At 30.8% G+C, this 17,430-nt stretch carries 13 protein-coding genes; 1 reads left to right on the top strand and 12 read right to left on the bottom strand.

Annotated elements, in window-relative coordinates:
* The 11 genes from ACKGJI_RS11310 to ACKGJI_RS11260 form a co-directional block, all read right to left on the bottom strand.
* Positions 1 to 1,191, bottom strand: a complete 1,191-nt coding sequence (locus ACKGJI_RS11310; protein WP_458700420.1) for a hypothetical protein — start codon at positions 1,189 to 1,191, stop codon at positions 1 to 3.
* Positions 1,191 to 3,125 (bottom strand): anthrax toxin-like adenylyl cyclase domain-containing protein, encoded by a 1,935-nt coding sequence (locus tag ACKGJI_RS11305; protein WP_458700419.1) that lies wholly within the window; start codon positions 3,123 to 3,125, stop codon positions 1,191 to 1,193. Before ACKGJI_RS11305 ends, ACKGJI_RS11310 begins: the two co-directional genes overlap by 1 nt.
* The gene (locus tag ACKGJI_RS11300; protein ID WP_458700418.1) at positions 3,122 to 4,996 is read right to left on the bottom strand and encodes a hypothetical protein; all 1,875 of its coding nucleotides are present in this window, start codon (positions 4,994 to 4,996) and stop codon (positions 3,122 to 3,124) included. The genes ACKGJI_RS11305 and ACKGJI_RS11300 overlap by 4 nt, the downstream gene beginning before the upstream one ends.
* Positions 4,997 to 5,000: 4 nt before the next feature.
* On the bottom strand, positions 5,001 to 5,597 hold the full coding sequence (locus ACKGJI_RS11295) for a hypothetical protein (RefSeq protein ID WP_458700417.1): 597 nt from the start codon (positions 5,595 to 5,597) through the stop codon (positions 5,001 to 5,003).
* Positions 5,598 to 5,607: 10 nt separating this feature from the next.
* Positions 5,608 to 7,455 carry a hypothetical protein gene (locus tag ACKGJI_RS11290; protein ID WP_458700416.1) on the bottom strand — a complete coding sequence of 616 codons (1,848 nt, stop codon included), beginning with the start codon at positions 7,453 to 7,455 and terminating at the stop codon, positions 5,608 to 5,610.
* Between the two features lie 42 nt (positions 7,456 to 7,497).
* Entirely contained in the window at positions 7,498 to 8,694 is a 1,197-nt protein-coding gene (lhgO, locus tag ACKGJI_RS11285; RefSeq protein WP_458700415.1) for an L-2-hydroxyglutarate oxidase, read from the bottom strand.
* Between the two features lies 1 nt (position 8,695).
* Positions 8,696 to 9,292 carry a lactate utilization protein gene (locus ACKGJI_RS11280; protein WP_458700414.1) on the bottom strand — a complete coding sequence of 199 codons (597 nt, stop codon included), beginning with the start codon at positions 9,290 to 9,292 and terminating at the stop codon, positions 8,696 to 8,698.
* Positions 9,289 to 11,229: a TRAP transporter permease gene (locus ACKGJI_RS11275; RefSeq protein WP_458700413.1), complete on the bottom strand. Its 1,941-nt coding sequence runs from the start codon at positions 11,227 to 11,229 to the stop codon at positions 9,289 to 9,291. The genes ACKGJI_RS11280 and ACKGJI_RS11275 overlap by 4 nt, the downstream gene beginning before the upstream one ends.
* Positions 11,230 to 11,233: 4 nt before the next feature.
* Positions 11,234 to 12,247 carry a TAXI family TRAP transporter solute-binding subunit gene (locus ACKGJI_RS11270; protein WP_458700412.1) on the bottom strand — a complete coding sequence of 338 codons (1,014 nt, stop codon included), beginning with the start codon at positions 12,245 to 12,247 and terminating at the stop codon, positions 11,234 to 11,236.
* Positions 12,248 to 12,347: 100 nt separating this feature from the next.
* Positions 12,348 to 13,043, bottom strand: coding sequence for a response regulator (locus tag ACKGJI_RS11265; protein ID WP_458700411.1), 696 nt, complete (start codon positions 13,041 to 13,043; stop codon positions 12,348 to 12,350).
* A 67-nt stretch (positions 13,044 to 13,110) separates the two neighbouring features.
* Positions 13,111 to 15,237, bottom strand: a complete 2,127-nt coding sequence (locus ACKGJI_RS11260; RefSeq protein ID WP_458700410.1) for an ATP-binding protein — start codon at positions 15,235 to 15,237, stop codon at positions 13,111 to 13,113.
* A gap of 74 nt (positions 15,238 to 15,311) precedes the next feature.
* Between ACKGJI_RS11260 and ACKGJI_RS11255 the strand changes: the two genes are divergently transcribed.
* Entirely contained in the window at positions 15,312 to 16,424 is a 1,113-nt protein-coding gene (locus ACKGJI_RS11255) for a pyridoxal phosphate-dependent aminotransferase (RefSeq protein WP_458700409.1), read from the top strand.
* On the opposite strand, the gene ACKGJI_RS11250 is transcribed toward ACKGJI_RS11255, so the two are convergent.
* Positions 16,402 to 17,331: an AEC family transporter gene (locus tag ACKGJI_RS11250; RefSeq protein WP_458700408.1), complete on the bottom strand. Its 930-nt coding sequence runs from the start codon at positions 17,329 to 17,331 to the stop codon at positions 16,402 to 16,404. The genes ACKGJI_RS11255 and ACKGJI_RS11250 overlap by 23 nt on opposite strands.
* Positions 17,332 to 17,430 lie beyond the last annotated feature (99 nt).

The raw sequence follows: 17,430 nt of genomic DNA, 5'->3' as shown, positions 1-17,430 counted from the left end.
TTAATCCAATAGCTTTATTGCTTTACTCTTCTTACTAGTCTCTGGTAGCACTTTTTTCTCTATTTTTTTACCATTTGTTATTTTGTTTCCATTTAAATCAAAAAAGATATTGTTTCTATCATTTAACACACTGTTTTTCCCAAACTCACTCTTTTTCATATCTAATGAGGCTATGAGCTTGTTTATATTTTTACTAAAAGGTGTTTGAAACCTTGTAAAAACTTCTACAGCACTTTTCAACTCTTTGGAGATTGGCTGCATATCAAAAAGTATATCATATCCCTCATCTTTACCAATACAAATAAGATACATAGCATCTGAAAGGCTAATTAAATCTTTAAACTTTTTTTGAGAAATTTTAAGTGATTTAATATACTCTGTCATTTCTTTAGCTTGTTCATAGTATCCATTCCAATAAGCATATACAAGATAAACTCTAAAATAATCATACAAATTTTCATCAAGTGAATTACATTTTTTTATATTTTTAGCTAGATAGTATGATGTATATGCTGGTTTGTTTTTTTCTACTTTTATGTTATTTTGATGATATACTTTAAGATTCTTATATTGAGTATCGACTAGTCTATCAATAGTTCTTAATCCTCTTTTTTCGAAACCAGCTCTTAACAGTTTACTTATTTTATCAAAAGCTCTATATATAGCAACTGTGTCTTGATTTATGACTCTTAGATCTATTTTTTCTTTTTTGTCTAGTATTAAAGTATTGTTTTCTAGTTGTACTTTATTTACACTATTTAACTCTTTTATTCCATGATAATCAGTACCAACTTTTATACAGTCTTCATCTTCTAACACATAATAATTTATACATTTATCACTTAAAACATAAAGTAAATCATCTCTTAGCCATCCTATATTTCTTACTTTACCATCAATATCAAAAAAGTTTTTACATAATAATTGAGAAGTTTTTGTATTATATATACCACCTTGTTCCCAATAATTATCATTATTTTTATCTTTATACCCATAGCTAACAAATGCTTTGTCATTATTCCACGAAACAGAACTTTTTATTAACTTTTTATACTCTTTTTGAAAAACATAGATATTTTTTTGATTACTTATATCTTTTAAAACTATTCCTTCTTTTTCTGTAAACAAAGAAAGGTTACTACTTGCTTGAACAAAATTTATAACCAAAAATAAGCTAAATATTAACTTCATTATTTATATCCTTTATTTGGATCATATTTACCCCAACCCCAGTATGGATTTGGTTGTAAATCATAACCTCTTAATTTTTGCATATGGAAGTATTTTTTTAGCTCAGCTTCACTTTGCATCACTGCTACTTTCCCGTCAGGAGAGTATGCTGTGATAGGAAAGTCTAGTTTTGAGCCTTTGTTCATAAAACTACCTTCTCCTCCGTGGTGAACCAATTGTCTATCTGGATGTGCTTTTGATTTCATTGCCCTGTTCATATCTGCTACTGTTCCCATCTCATTGGAGTTTATATTGCCCATTAGTTCATCATTTTGCATGATAGTAGTTTTCTTTTTGGAGCCAACAGTAAGTAGGTCGATATCTGCTGCAAGGTAGTTTCCTTTCATATCTGTCAAGACTTCAAAAGGTTTTGCGTTTTTAATATCGTATTTTTTGAGTACATCTTTGCTTATCTCTTCAAAGTTTTCTGTAACTATTTTTCCATCAGCTGTTTTAAAAACTGCCATAGACTCATCGCTACCTTTTTTAAATATCTCTATACCCTCAAGTCGCATATCATTTCTTGTGACTATGAGTTGTTTTGAGCTTACTCGTTGAGGTGTTATGGTAACTCCATTGACTTCTACGGTTTCCAAGGACTCATCAACTTTTTTTTGAAATTTTGCTATCTCATCAGCATCATTTAGTTTTGAAAACTTCTGTTTTGTTGGTACATAACCACTAGCTATCCCACTATCGGCACTTTTGCCTTTTACATTCATGCCTTTAGTGTAAGCACCCTCACTAAGTCTAGCAGGCAGGTCATCACTTGTAGGTCTTGTGATGATGATTTCGTCTCTTTTTTTAGCTGTTTGAGAGATTTTCTTACCTAAATCATCTCCAAGATTGTTTTTTCTACTAAACACACTTCCCATACCATCTTCAAGATTTTTAGCTTTTGTAAAGCGTTTTGTACTGCTCATCGAGGCTAGTTTTTTAGCCTCTACTATCTTGTCATCATAAAATCTTCGCCATTTTAAAACTTCATCACTCACACCTTCAAGTTTACTCATATACTCTTTGAGTGCTTTTTGGCTTGCTACTTTTTGTAAGGCTTCTTTTGACATATTGTTTGCAGCCGAACCCATCTCTCCAAGAGCTTTTGCAACTGCTGGATTTCTTTTTATAAGTTGCGTTAAAACTTCAGGAGTCACCAATGCTACAAAAGCAAAACCTCTTTGAAATGCAGAGAGTTGTTGACCACTTAAGTCTTTTGCTGTTACTATTGAAACAATATCTAACGCTTCTCCAACCAAAGGTAAGCCAGAAGACAAATCAGCCACAAGTTTCTGCTCTGCAACGAGCATATCTGCTTGGGCTATAAGCTGCTGGGCATCCGCAGATTGGATTGTACGCAAGGCATCTACATACTTAGAAAACTCTTTGTATGCTACTGTTGCATCTTTGGCTGTTAGTGCCTTTATGTATTGGATTGTTGTTCTTTTGTAAAATGCTACTTTTTGTTCTTGTGCTTTTGCTTTTTCCTCTTGGATTTTGGCATAGTTTGCGCCTGTAAAATCAAACCAATCTTGAAAACTATTGCCTACTGAAACAGCCTGTTTTGAATCTTTTTTTACAAAATCAGTTCTCAAAATCACTTTTTTACTAAGCTCATAAAGTGATTTTAGTTGCTCTACATGTAGACCATTTAGCTCAGCTATATCGTAAGCTCTTTTTAGTCCTGATTGCAACTCTTTTACAGAAGAGTCGCCATCAAGTTTCAAGATGTACTTTGAGTCTTTCTCTTTTTGAACTATCTTATCTGTAAAGACTTTGACTTCCGCAAAAAGCTCTGCATTTTTCTTTTGTAAAACTTCTATCTCTTTTAGCATTTGTTCATTGTTTGCAAATAGACAAGTTGTAAAAAGAGTTATAAAAAATATATTTTTTTTCATAGATGACTCTTTACATTGTACTTTTTGCAATATTTATCAAAAGCTTTTCTCATTTTTACGAACAAAAGACTAGCCGGTTGTCTACAATACCAGTCTTGAAATTTTTTTACTACATATTGAGATGTTCTAGAATTAACAGGAGTATTCAAAAACATATTACGATTTGTAGAATGGCTCTTAATAAATTCACTAAATTTCTTAGGTATTACTGGTTTACTTGCCCAATCTTTAATTGGTGAGTTTAATCTCTTTTTATACTTACCCAATTGATCTGCAAATATTAAAAACTTTAGTCCTAGTTCAGCATCTTGCATTTTTAATTCAAAAGTATCTATTTCCGGATATTTTTTAGCCATATAAGCTAAGCCTTGCATAGCGGCACTATATTCATCAAATTTTTTTCCAATACTATTCCATCCTACTTCTCCTAAAGAATTATCCCAGATATTTTTATATAAGTCTTTATTAAAACTGTAATATAATTCACGATAACCCCCAACATCAAGTGCCTTTAGTTTTTTATTGCTATCAAAAACAAATTTATAATCTTCTCCATTATACTTAAATTTTAAATACCAATCACCCTGAAAACTAGAAAACTTATACAGTTTCTTAACCTCTCTTTTTTCTGGCTTAGGAGCTACATTTGGTTTATATTCTGTGACTGGTTTGGGTGTATATTTCTGAGTCTTTTTTTGTGCATGTTTTTTTAAAGGTTTAGGTGTGTAAACTACAGGTTCATTTTTTGCTACAACTAGATTTGGGTTTAAAGCTATTGCTATACTTCTTTGAACTTTTTCGCCTTTTGCATCTTTGATAGTGATTCTTACATTTGCTGTCTCTTTTATGCGTGAAGCTCCTACTATGCTACCTTTTAATTTACTTGAACTATGTTCTACTACTATGCCACCATGTGGACTGACATCTACATGTAAAGGTTTTAAAAAAGACTTTGGTGCTACAATCTCAAAGTTTTTTGCTTCATTTTCGTCTAGGCTAGATGGAAAATATAAACTCCACTCAAAGGCAGAGATATATACATCTTCTTCTTTTTCTATAGGGTTGATTCCCTCGCCTTTTAAAGATATTTTTACATGTAGACTCTGTTTTTCATGAAGTAAAGAAGCTGGAACTTGAACTCCTGCTTTTTTGAAACCAATCGCAGGCTCTTTTTTAAAATCTTTTGAGAATATGACATTACCACTATCTGCTATCTCTATTTTGCCTTTAAGTGGTATATCGCTCTTGTTTTCAAATGGCATATACAGAAAAAACTCTCTATTTGGAAATAGTTGTTTATCGCTTGAAGTAGCTTCTAGTGAGGTTGAAGCAATTATAGGCTTTGCTACTATTAGTTGAACTACACCAAAACTTTTACACTCTTTATATACTTTATCGTTCTCTGTAAAAGTAGCACATATCTTATACTTGTCACTTGGTTCCGTGATTTTGAACTTCAAAGTCTCTTTGTGAATTCCACCTTTTTCGTATAGTTCTACATCTTTTGTTGCTAAGAGGTTTTCTCTATCATAAATAAAAAAGTTTAAATCAGATTTTGCATACTCATCACTTATGTTATGAGAAGTCTCAACTTGAAGCTCTACTACATCTTCTACTTGAAGCTTATCGAGTGGTTTTTCACTTGTTAGTTTAACACTCAGTTTTTTAGTATATTTTGCTTTTAACTCTTTTAGTTTTTTGTTGTTATCATAAAGAATTTTTGTGATTGCAAGTAGCTTGGTAATGTTGTGTTCATTTTTTTGTACAGTAAAACTTTTAGAGGCTTCTTTGTATGAATCCTCTATAGAAGTTAGCTCATTTTGAGCAAATAATCCAATAAAACTGAGGGCTATTAGTAGAAGTATTTTCATAGTTTTACTTCTCTAATTGCACTTCATAAATAGTAAGCCTACTTTTTTCTCCTGCGTAATTATCTCCAAATGTAAAAAGAAGTTTTGCATTTTTTAAACTTTCTTTCTCTTTTTTACTTAGTTTTCCTTTTTTTGTATATAAAACTTTTTTGTTATAACCATTTTTTGAAAGTTTTAAAACCCAGTTACCATCTTTATCTATGTTCAAAGTTTGGTATCTATAATTATTTTCACTTATTAGCTTACTTTTCGCCCAAGTGCTGTGCGTAGTGTATGTCATAGCTCCTTTAAAGCCCTTCGGTGACAGGCTAAATGAACTATATTTCCCGCCTGCACGAACTGCAAACTTTATGCCAACATAAGTTCCGATAAAATTGTGCCCTTTTACACTCTCTACTCCATTACCATCATATCCTGAACCTTTGTTTTTTGCATTTGTCCATGAGCCACCGTTTAGTATAAGTACACCATCTTTGTTCTCTATACTAGCACTTTTTTGGTACTGAACATCAGTTCTTTGTACAAAATCCATCATTTCAGATGCGTGAAGTTGAGATAGTAAAGCCGTTATTGTGATTATACATGTATATAAAAATTTCATCTTTTCCCCCTTAATCTAACAGCTGTATAGCATTTTGTTTTGGTGATGCAACTTCTTGTGTTTTTATCTCTTTTGTGGTTTTTCTTTTTGCGTCTATAAAGTGTCCATCAAAACTTACAAAATCAACACTTTTGTCTAACTCATGATAGTTTATTTTACTCTCAGCTATACCAAATATCAATGCTACTTTCGCTTTATCTTTGTATAGTTTTAGATAAGAGTTGGCATTTTTTTCTACCATATCTTTTATTTTTTGAGAAAATGGCATTTTTTCTACCAAATCATCATAAGCTTTCTGCTCTTTGCCTATCTGCGCTAAATACATTGCATTTAATACTGCATATAACTCTTTTTTATCTGTTCTTTTTAGCTCACCTAGTGCTTTTTTCGCTTCGTTTATGTAGTTATTGTTTAGAGCATCTCTTATGTATGTACCTAGACTATCAATATCTCCATATATCTTATATTTTTGTAGATTTACAGTACTGTGAATAGCCATAAACTCCCAAGATTTAGAAATATCAAAATAATTATCAAAATCTTTATTATTTACCAAGTCTTTGTACATTCCAAGAGATTTGGCTTTAAACCCTGCATTATAAAACTTTTTTGCTTGTTTTAACTGTTTTGCCAATTCAAAATTGTATTTCTCAATTTCTATATTTGGAATATCAATAATCTGAAATTCAGATTTATAAGAAGGAGAGAGGTAGAGTTTGTTGTTATAAACAAATGCATTTCGCGGGAAGTTTTCTTTTTTTGGAATAGTTTTTATAAGGTACGTTAAGTCATCTTTTATATAATAAATGCCTATTTTTTCTTTACCTATTGCATAAAATAGCTTATTTTCTTTTTTATCCATTATGTTGGGAGATGAAAAACCAAAATATATTTTTTCAATCAATTTTTTTGTTTTTAGACTATACGTCTCATGTTTACTTACAAGGACTAAATAGTCATTGGTAAGCATAAAATTTCCCCATCCATACACTGAATCATTTTTTTTCTCTTCACGAAGAGTCAATACATTTTTAAAATTATTGGTGGTGTATAGATTGGCTTTCTTATATTTTAACTCTATGCCGTCTTCAGATACAAATAGATATTTTTCATCAGGGCTAAATGCAAATGCAAATTTTACGTCAAATTCACTAACACTCTGTGACAGTTCTAGCAATACTCTTTTTGCTGTTTTTGAATCAAATATTTCAAGGCTTGAGTTCCTTTTCCCAGAAATTTTAAATTCTGAAACTTTAACCACATAACTTCCCTTTGGAGAAAATTTTAAAGAAGTTACTTTATCTGGAATTACCTTTATATCTTTAAACTTTCCAATACTAAAACTATATGTTTTGATATGCCTGTTATCGCCTTTTTTCTCAACTACAAGCACATTTTTCATGTCATTTGATATATCAAATACTTTTTTATTTTTAAAGATTGTTGCTCTTTTTATATCTAAAGAATCTTTATCAAAATAAAAAACATACCCATTATTGTTAAAAGAACCTACGACTACTATCTCGCTTTTAGCCTGCTTCATAACTTCTATGGATGCGTTTATACTCATAAGGTTTAGAGACTCTTTTATGTTGAGTCTTTTCAATAGTTTTAAAACCCTATCTTCACTAGATAGCTGTTTTGCACTTTTTAGTAATGAAACCTTTTTTATAGTTTGAAAATCAACACTAAAAACATCACTATCTTGTGTTGTTTTTTTATCTACTCGTACAACTTTAAGTTGATACTTTTGTGGTGTTTTAACAACCTTTGGAGCTACTTGAGCTTTAGTAGCTTCACTACAGCCACTAAAAAAAACCAGAACTAGACCAGATATAAACATTGCCCGCAATATCATGAATATTCCTTTAGATAAAACTTAATACTTATAATACCATTATTAATCTTTTTTTAATATATAGTTCTCCACAACCCAGTTTGCAAAAGGTATGGATGAAGTAAATGCAGGGCTTACAGCATTTAGTACATGTATAGTTGTATCATCTCCTTCTACAACATAGTCTTGAACGAGTTCTAGTGTTTTTGTGTCAAGAAGTTGAGCTCTAATTCCTGGCGTGCTCCAAGAATTGTATCCATCCATTGGCATGTTTTTTGTTAATTTTGTAGCAAGTCCAATAAGGTATGATTTTATATATTTTCTTACCTCTTCAAAAGCAAGTTTTCTAAATCCAAATGCATTTGTCACAAATAGTTTTGATTCATAAAAAAGAATCTGAAATAACTCATCTATTTTAAAATTATCAAGACCTTTGTAGTTTTCTCTCCAAAAAGCAGGGATTGCTGTTGGTCCGATTTTAGCTTCATTGTTGACTGTAAGAGTGTAGTGAACTCCTAAAAAAGGATTTGCTAAGTTTGGCACAGGATAAACATTTGTCATTAGATTAGAAATGTTATCTTTGTCTTTTAGATAAATTCCTTTAAATGGAATGATTACATAATTTTGTGCAAAATCAAAATCTTTTGCTATCTTATCAGCATATAACCCTGCACAGTTTATTAGTTTTTTAAATTTTATTGAGCCTTGAGTTGTTAAAACCTCATCTTCATAAATCTTTTTTACATAAGCAGTATTTGTAAGGATTGTAACTCCCATTTCTTCTATGACTTTTGCAAACTCTAAGGTAACTTCCTTTGGATCTACTGTTGCAGTTGTTGGTGAAAAAAGAGCCTTTTTATAAGTTTTAATATTTGGATATTTTTGCTCTAACTCTTCCTGACTTATCCAAGAGAGCTCAACTTTGTTTGTATCTCCTCTTCTTTTTAATTCTTCCAAGCCTTCTAGCTCTTCTTCATTTGTAGCAACTACTACTTTTGCACATTCGTTTAATTTTAAGTTTCTTTTTTTACAGAACTCTTTTAATGATTTGTTCCCATCTCTTGCAAATTTTGCTTTTAATGAGTTAGCAGTATAGTAAAATCCAGCATGCAAAACTCCAGAGTTTCTTCCACTGCTATGCATTCCTACACTCTTTTCTTTTTCTATGAGAACAATTCTTGCACCATTTTGTTTTTCTTTTAGAGTTTTTGCGATGTTTAAACCGATAATTCCTCCACCAATTATAAGATAATCATACATGCTAGTATCCTAAGTCCTCATCAATTAAAACGATGGTAGTTCTTCCCTTTGTATCACCATTTATGTAACAAAATTTATTTGCTATATTATCTAAGTTATAGCTTGGCTCCTTGCCCATTTGGATGGCTTTTGCATTCATTCTATCTATGTTTTTAGGGGCAATTACTTCCATGATTCTTTTAAATCCAGATTCTATATCATCAACGATTTTATTTTTTCCAACAAATAAAAGTACTTTGTTAGGACCAAAGATTTGAGCAGCTACTCTATTGCCACTGCCATCTGCGTTTACAAGTTCGCCATTTCTTGTAATAGCATTGCAACTTGTTATAAAAAGATCACTAAGTAAGCCTTCTCTTCGTCTTCTAAGATTTTCAGCCATATCAATTCCAACTTCATATTGATTAGCCAAATCAATATTTGGATGATTTACTAAAAAATCTAGTAATCCAATTTCTACTACTGTTACTGAGCCTCCAAGTCCTATTTTCATACCATCTTTTACATAAGATTTGCCAATCTCCAAAGCCTCTTCTCTGTCTTTTACATGTAGAACTTCAAAACCATTTTTTTCTAAATTTTGTATTAACTCTTTCATTTTTTTGCACCAACAAATTTGTGATATGCCATTGTACTACAAAATAGTATAAGACCAACTATATGAGTATCAGGAATCAATTCAAAATAACTCTCCCAGTGAAGCATACTATCTTGAGATAGCATCAAAAGTGAACTCGCTGCAAACAATAATCTCTCAAAAATATTTAATTTTCTATCCCAAAATCCTTCAACTACAATTGAAAAAGCTAATATACCAACCATAGCAAATCCAAAGACTTCAAATCTTTGAGGCCAAGAACCTGTAATGATTGGAGAAAAAGCAAATAAAAGAGGTACTATATAAAGCCCTTTTCCCAATATCCAAGATTGTACTCCTGTTTTCATAGGGTGCGTTCCAGCAATCGCAGCAGCTGCAAAAGCTGCAAGACAAACTGGAGGAGTAAGATTTGAATCTTGTGAGAGCCAAAAAATCATAAGATGAGCTGCCAATAAACTCATAGTGATTTGAGGCATTTCAACTCCAGCATTTGCAAGTGCAGCCATTTCAGGGCTTAGCATCAAGCCAACAAGAGCAGGAGCAGAAAGTACTGCTAAAACAACATATGATGCAGTAACAGGAAGCCCCATACCCAAAATCAAAGATGCAATTGCTATGAGGATAAATGCGATAAGCAAGTTATTGTTTGACCATTCCATGATGAGTTGTGAAAAAGTTATACCAATTCCTGAGATATTAATTGCTCCTACAATGATACCTACACTAACTAATAAAACTCCAGTTACAACCATGTTTTGGCTACCAAGTGCAAGAGCTTCAAATATATCTTTGATACTCATTCTCTTGGTTTTTGTAAGATATGACGATGCAATGATAGCAACTATTGAAATTCCAGCAGCGTATGTTGGAGTAAAACCATATATCAAAAGTCCTATTAGAGTAGAAAGAGGTATTAAAAAGTGAAATCCCTCTCTTAAAATAGGAAATATTTTAACTTTTATACCTTCTTGAGCATCAATATTGTGTTTTTTTGCATGAATATGTATATAAAATGCAATTGAAGCAAAATACAATATAGCAGGAAGTATAGAAACAAGTATGATAGTAACAAAAGGTATGTGAGTCATTTGTGCCATGATAAATGCACCAGCACCCATAATTGGAGGCATTATTTGACCACCTGTTGAAGCTGCTGTTTCAACTCCAGCTGCAAATATAGGTTTAAAGCCATTTTTTTTCATCATTGGGATTGTAATAGAACCAGTTGAAACTGTATTGGCAACAGCACTTCCTGAGATTGTTCCCATAAGAGCTGAGCTAAAAACTGCTACATGTCCAGCTCCACCTCTAAACTTTGAAGTTACAGCTGTACTTAAATCTACTATAAAATCTCCAGCTCCACTTTTAAGCAAAAATGCAGCAAATAAGATGAACATGAAAACATAAGTAGATGAAATCGTAGCAATCGAGCCAAAAAGACCTTCGCTGGTAAAATAAACTCTATAAAAAAATCTCTCAACAGTCATACCCCCAAAAGCAAAAACGCCGCTTAAGAGTTTTCCAAAATATAGTATATATCCCATTGAAACGAGCATAATAGCTGGTATTATAAAACCTGTTGTTCTTCTTGTGATTTCTAGTGCTAGTATGACCGATAAAATTGCAACATTTAAGTCCCAAAATCTCATCGTACCATTGGCTTCTTGGTAAAGAGACTCTTCAAATCCAACTAGGTAGAAAAATGGAACTAATACCAATATTGATAACAAAATATCTATTATTGATACAAATTCTGATTCTTTTTTTGTAGCACTATAAGTTAAAAATCCAAGACTTGCAAGAGAAGAAAAGTGAGCTGCATTAAACCAAAGGTCGCTCATACCACCATAAATATTTTCATAAAAATGAAAAAGGGAGATTACAATGGCGTAAAGAAAAGTGAATTTCTTTACGCTTGTTTTTTTTATGCCTAACATATCTTTACTTAGCTATTAGTCTATCAGGTATTTTTATACCTTGCTCTTTATAGTATTTTGCTGCTCCTGGGTGAAGTGGCATAGGAAGACCATCGATTGCTTTTTGAAGGCTCATAGCTTTTGTTGCTTTATGCACAGTATTTAAAAATGGCAAGTTTTCATACATTGTTTTTGTTAAAAGATAAACAGTTTCAACTGGAGTATCTTTAGTAACAACAAGTAAGTTTGGCTGAGCAATTGTATTTATATCCTTTTTTTGTCCTGGATAAGTACCTTTTTTGATTACATATCTAGTCCAAACTGGAAATTTTGCTTGAATTGTTTTGATGTTATCATCACTGAATTCTAAGTGAGTGATTTTATCAGCACCAATTGTTGCATAAGCATTTACAATTGCACTTGTTGGAGGTCCAGCTGGTATATTCATACCATCAATTTTTCCATCTTGAAGAGCAGTTGAACTTGGTCCATATCCTAAGAATTGAAGATTCATTTTATTATAATCAATTCCCAATGAACTTAGTATAGTCTCACCTGATACTCTAGTTCCTGAATTTCTCTTACCTATTGAAAACTTTTTACCATATAGATTTTTAAGATCCATAATGTTACCAGTAGGAGCATATTTTTTATATACTACAAATTGTTCAACATTTTGCCATAGCATAGAAACTGATCTTAGATTTTTTCTAGGTTTACCTTCGTACTTACCAACTCCTTGCCAAGCCATTGAGCCAAATAGACCTTGTAAGATTGCAAAATCAACCTCACCTTTATCTATCATATCTACATTTTCTCCACTTCCTGCACTTGTTATTGCAGAAAATGTCATCTTATGCTTTTTAGCCAGTTTAAGACTTGCAATTGTAGCAATTCCAACACCAACTGGATAGTAAGTTCCCCCTGTACTAGCGGTTGCGATTATGTACTTCTTTTCTTTAGTTGCAGCATTTGCACCAGTTATGAGTGCTGTAGCAACTACTGAAGTGACTAAAACTTTTTTTAGTAAACTCTTCATATAGACTCCTTTTGAATTTGAATCTATTATACAATACTGTTTCAAAAAAGTTTCAAAAATATCACTGAAGTTTTTTATTTTTATGAGATATGTAACTTTTTTACTCGATTATGTAGCCTTGACCTTTTCTAGAAATGATAAAATCATCTTTTTTGATTTTGTCTTTTAGCCTTTTCATTACAGTTCTAAAAGTGGCATCAAGTGTAGATTCATCTTGCCAAATAGCTTTTTTAAATCTATTTATACTTACGATTTTTCCTCTGTTTTTCATCAATATCTTAAGAGCTTCTGTTTCTTTTTTGGACAGTTTTACTAATACATTATTTTCATAAAGTAAATTTGATTTTTGATTATAAGTGTAAGTTTGATTTATTTTGCTAACTCCGGCATTTTGTTTTTTATCTTCTAATACTTCATCTTTGGCTTTCATGAGGAGTTTCATGATATTGTCTACATTTAGGGGCTTTACGAAGTATCCCAGTACCTTTAATTCTATTGATTTTAATAGTTTTTCTTCATCTTTGTAGGCTGATACTATTATGAATTTTTGATTTGGATTTAGTTTGTATATGTTTTCTAACATTTCTATACCATTCATATTTGGCATTTTAATGTCTGTTAAAACTAAATCAAATTTTTGGTTCTTATCTAAAGCATTAGTGTATATCTCCAGCCCCTCTTTCCCATCAGTTGCTACTACTACTTCATCAAAAATAGTATTTAAATAAAAGCTAAGAATTTCTCTTGCAACATTTTCATCTTCTGCCAAAAGTACTTTTGTGAAAAATTGTGACATAACTTACCAACTTATTTTAGAATTAACAAAATTATAACAAAAAAGATATTAAAGTAGCAAAGAAGTGTCAGCTAAGTTTTATAGTAAATAAAACTCCGTTATCTTTATTTTTTACAAAAACTTCACCACCCATACTTGTTTCTATAATTGTTTTTGTCATATAAAGTCCGATTCCAGTTCCTTTTGTTTCAAATTTTGTCGTAAAGTATGGTTCAAAGATTCTATCCAATATTTCATTTGGTATATTTCCACCATTGTTAAAAATGCTTATGCACTTTTGATTTTCTTCTTCATAAACAAGTATATCGATTTTTCCATTTTCAATTTTATTTGAATTTATAGCATCTTGGGCATTAGATAATATGTTTAAAATTGCTTGCTTAAATTCATTTTCGTATCCTACTACCTCTAGAGCCTTACCTTTTAAGTTGATCTCTATGTTGTATTTGTCTATTTGTGTTTTCATTATATCGATTGTTGATTGTATTGCTTTTTTTATGTCAAAATTTAACTTCTCTTTAGATGGTTTATAAAAGTTCCTAAAATCATCTATGGTTTCACTCATATATTCAATTTGCTCTTTTGCGTTTTGGACATAACTATCTATTAGCTCTTTTTTAAAATGCTCACTTTTTATACTATCCCTGATAAAGTGTATAATCAATGAAATATTGTTTAAAGGTTGTCTCCACTGATGAGCAATCGCTCCTATCATTTCACCCATTGCAGCTAGTTTGTTTTGTTGGATTAGTAGTCTTTGTTTTTCTTCATTTTTAGCAACTTCTTTTTTTACTAATTCTTGTAAATGTTTTGTTGCCTCTTTTTTATCATCAATATCCATTGTCATCATCAAAAGTCTTTTTTGATTCTCTTTTTCATCTCTAAAAACTTTACCACGAGCTAAAATCCACTTATATTTTCCACTTTTCATTTTCAATCTATATTCACATATAAGATGGTCTTCTTTGTTCGAATTTATATAATCATCAATAACTTTTTCTATCTTTTCTCTATCTTTTACATGTAAAAGGTTTAACCATTCATCATAATGTTTTATTTCGCCGGCTCTGTAGCCTAACATATCAAGCCATTTTTTTGAAAAGAAGATGGTATTTGTTCTTAGATTTCTATCCCAAAGTCCATCGTTTGAAGCAATAATTGCTAATTCATATCTTTGTTTGATTCTTTTTAATTGCTTATTTTTGCTTGCAAAATTTCTATTGTAAGTTGTAAATATTCGTTTGATGAATGATGAAAATAAAGTTGCAAATGCTATAAGTATGATTGTTGACATTAAGATTGCAAAAGTATTGAAGTTGTGTTTCCTTTGATATTTTGATTTGATTTCTTCTATTTTTTTATTTATAAATTCACGTTTTTGAGTAATACCTACATGAAGTTCATATTTTTCAAAATTATAAAAAGTTTTGCCTCTTTTATGAACGCCTACTGCAATTTGCCATTTTTTGTCATTTTTTAAGTTAAAGGCATTTTTCCTCGCTTTATCATAAAGCCAAAAGTAGTAGTTTTGTGAAGGTTTTGAGTTTTCTCTTATATCATTAATAAATGCTTTTTGTATAAGGTGTTCTTGATAATCCACCAATGAAAAAGCCCCAATAAAATATTTATTATCAAAACTTTTTTCTAAAAAACTAAGCTGTATGGTTTGTTTTGCATCATCTTTCCATGAAAAAGAGGTGCTTTCTCCTTGTGAAGAGAGATACAAAAGAGTTAAGCCAATGTAAGTTTCATCTCCCTTTTGATTAAATATAAGATTTTCAAGTTTTTGTATAACTTGTTTACCATATATGATATTTAAATTTGTATCAAATATAACAAATTTTATACTTTTTTTTGATTCAAAATCTTTTATATATTTTTCTATAACTTCATTTATATCTTTACTATTTGCAAGCAAGCCTTTTGTTATATGTACATTTTTTTTTAATTCTTGTTCTGTTTCTAAAAGGTATTTATCAATTTTTTTATTTACTTGAGATATATAGTTACTTAATGTTTTTTCATTAGAATATTTTTGTTCTGCCAAAAATTTGTTTATTTCACTTGTCTCTTTATATTGAGTTACAAAATATGAGATAATGATAAAAAGTGTAGCAAGCAATATAAGAAATATCTGAGGGATATAGGTTAGTAGTTTTCCGATATCATCCAAGCTATAATTTGTTTTTTTCATTTTTTCCCTAGTTGTTTTAATCCCTAATTTTAGCATTTTATAGTAAAATTTGGAAATCTCTTTAGGATGGGTATATGTTAAGTAAGAATTTGAGTTCATTTATAGTGATGGATATCGTAAAAGAAGCAAAAAAGTATGATGATTGTATTCATTTTGAAATCGGACAACCAGATATCCCTCCTTCTCCTAAAGTAAAAGAGGCTCTACATGTAGCAATTGAGAATAACCAATTTTTATACACAGAATCTCATGGATTATTAGAGCTTAGAGAAAAGATAGTGGCTCATTATAAAAAAAGATATAGAATAGATTTGGAGCCTTCACAAGTTTTTTTGACTCCAGGAACTAGCGGGGCATTTTTAATAGCATATGGACTTAGTATGAGTGCTAATTCAAGGCTTGCGCTTAGTGATCCTTCTTACCCTTGCTATAAAAATTTTGCTCATTTTTTAAATCTAAAACCAGTTTTCATTCCTATCGGGAAAGAGGATAATTTTGAACTACATGTAGATATGATAAAAAATTATGAGTTTGAGGCTTTGCAGATTAGTTCTCCTGCTAATCCAACAGGCAATATTTATGGCAGAGAAAACTTTAAAAGCTTGATAGAATATTGTGAAAAAAATAACATAGCTTTTATATCAGATGAGTTATATCATGGACTTGATTTTGAAAAAGAGGCAAGTTCAGCTTTAGAGTTTAGTAAAAATGTTTTTGTTATAAATGGATTTTCAAAGTATTATTGTATGCCAGGAAATCGTTTAGGCTGGATAATAGTACCAAAGCACTTAGTAAAAGAAGCAGAAAAAATATCTCAAAATCTTTTTATTTCAGCGCCTACAATTTCTCAATATGGAGCTTTAAATGCATTTGATGAAGAGTACCTAAGTAAAGTAAAAGAGGAGTTTAAAAGAAGAAGAGATTTTCTTTTTAATGAATTAAGCCAAATCTTTGAAATTGATGCAAAACCAGAGGGTGCTTTTTATATGTGGGCAAATGTTTCAAAATATAGTGATGATAGCTTTTCTTTTGCAAAAGAGTTATTACAAAAGATTCATGTCGCTTCAACTCCAGGGGTTGATTTTGGCTTAAATGATACTCACAAATATATTCGCTTTGCATACACTAGAGAGATTGAGCATATGGCAGAGGGAATTAAAAGGCTTAAAAAGTATTTAAAAATATAGCTACCATCACTGGTATTGTAACAATTGATATGACAGTGCTTAAAATGACAGCTAATGAAGCTTTTTGAGGATGAACATTTAAGAGCGAAGCTACTGCTACAGTGTTTCCTGCCATTGGTACGATTGAAAATATAAACATAACTTTATACAAAGAACTATCAAAGTAATTAAAATACATCTTATCTAGCCAAATTATTAAAAGAACACAAACCGGATAGATAATAAACTTGATAAAAAAAGCAAAGCCCATAAAAACTTTATCAAAGCCAACATTTCTAAGTCCACTTAGTCCCATGCCTATCATCATCATGCCAAGTATCGCATAAGCTCCTTTGAAGTAATCAAGGTAAGAGCTTAGGTTTTGAGAGAATTTTATGTCTAGTATATTAAAAATTAAACCTAAAATTAGAGCATAAATAGAAGGTAGTTTTGCTACTTTTACTAGGCTTTGCTTAACACTATAATGCCCTTTTGCAACAACAAAAAACCCAACGCTACTTTCATAAAGCAAAGAGGCAAGAACAGTAAAAATATAAATATTTGCAAGGTTTTCATCTAAAAGCATAATTGCAAGAGGAATCCCAAAGTAACCAGTATTTCCAGTTCCTGCTGAAAATGCCAGTATATTTCTTGTGTTGTCTTTAAAAAAGTTTTTACTAAATCTTAGTGTAAGTAAAGAGAGTAAACTGCTAAGACAATAAAGCAAAATAGGAAGCGATATAACAGCTAAATTTAACTGTACTTTGTATGAAGCCATAAAAATTACAACAGGACCTATTATATATATGAGCAGTGATGCTATATTTCCCCTATTTGTATTTAAATATTTTACTGTTATGAATCCAAGTGCAATAGTTAAATAAAGTGGAAGAATTTTTAATCCTAAAGTAGTAGCTAGGCCAATCATATTTATCACTTTGAAATTTAATTTTAGTAATTTTAGCAATTTTTTTGAAAAAAAGGTATAAATATACTTTTTTATGCTACAATAGACCTCGAAAAATGC

Source organism: Sulfurospirillum sp. 1307 (assembly GCF_054408545.1).
Note: the sequence above shows the minus strand (reverse complement) of the source record. Positions and strands in the feature narration are given on the sequence as shown.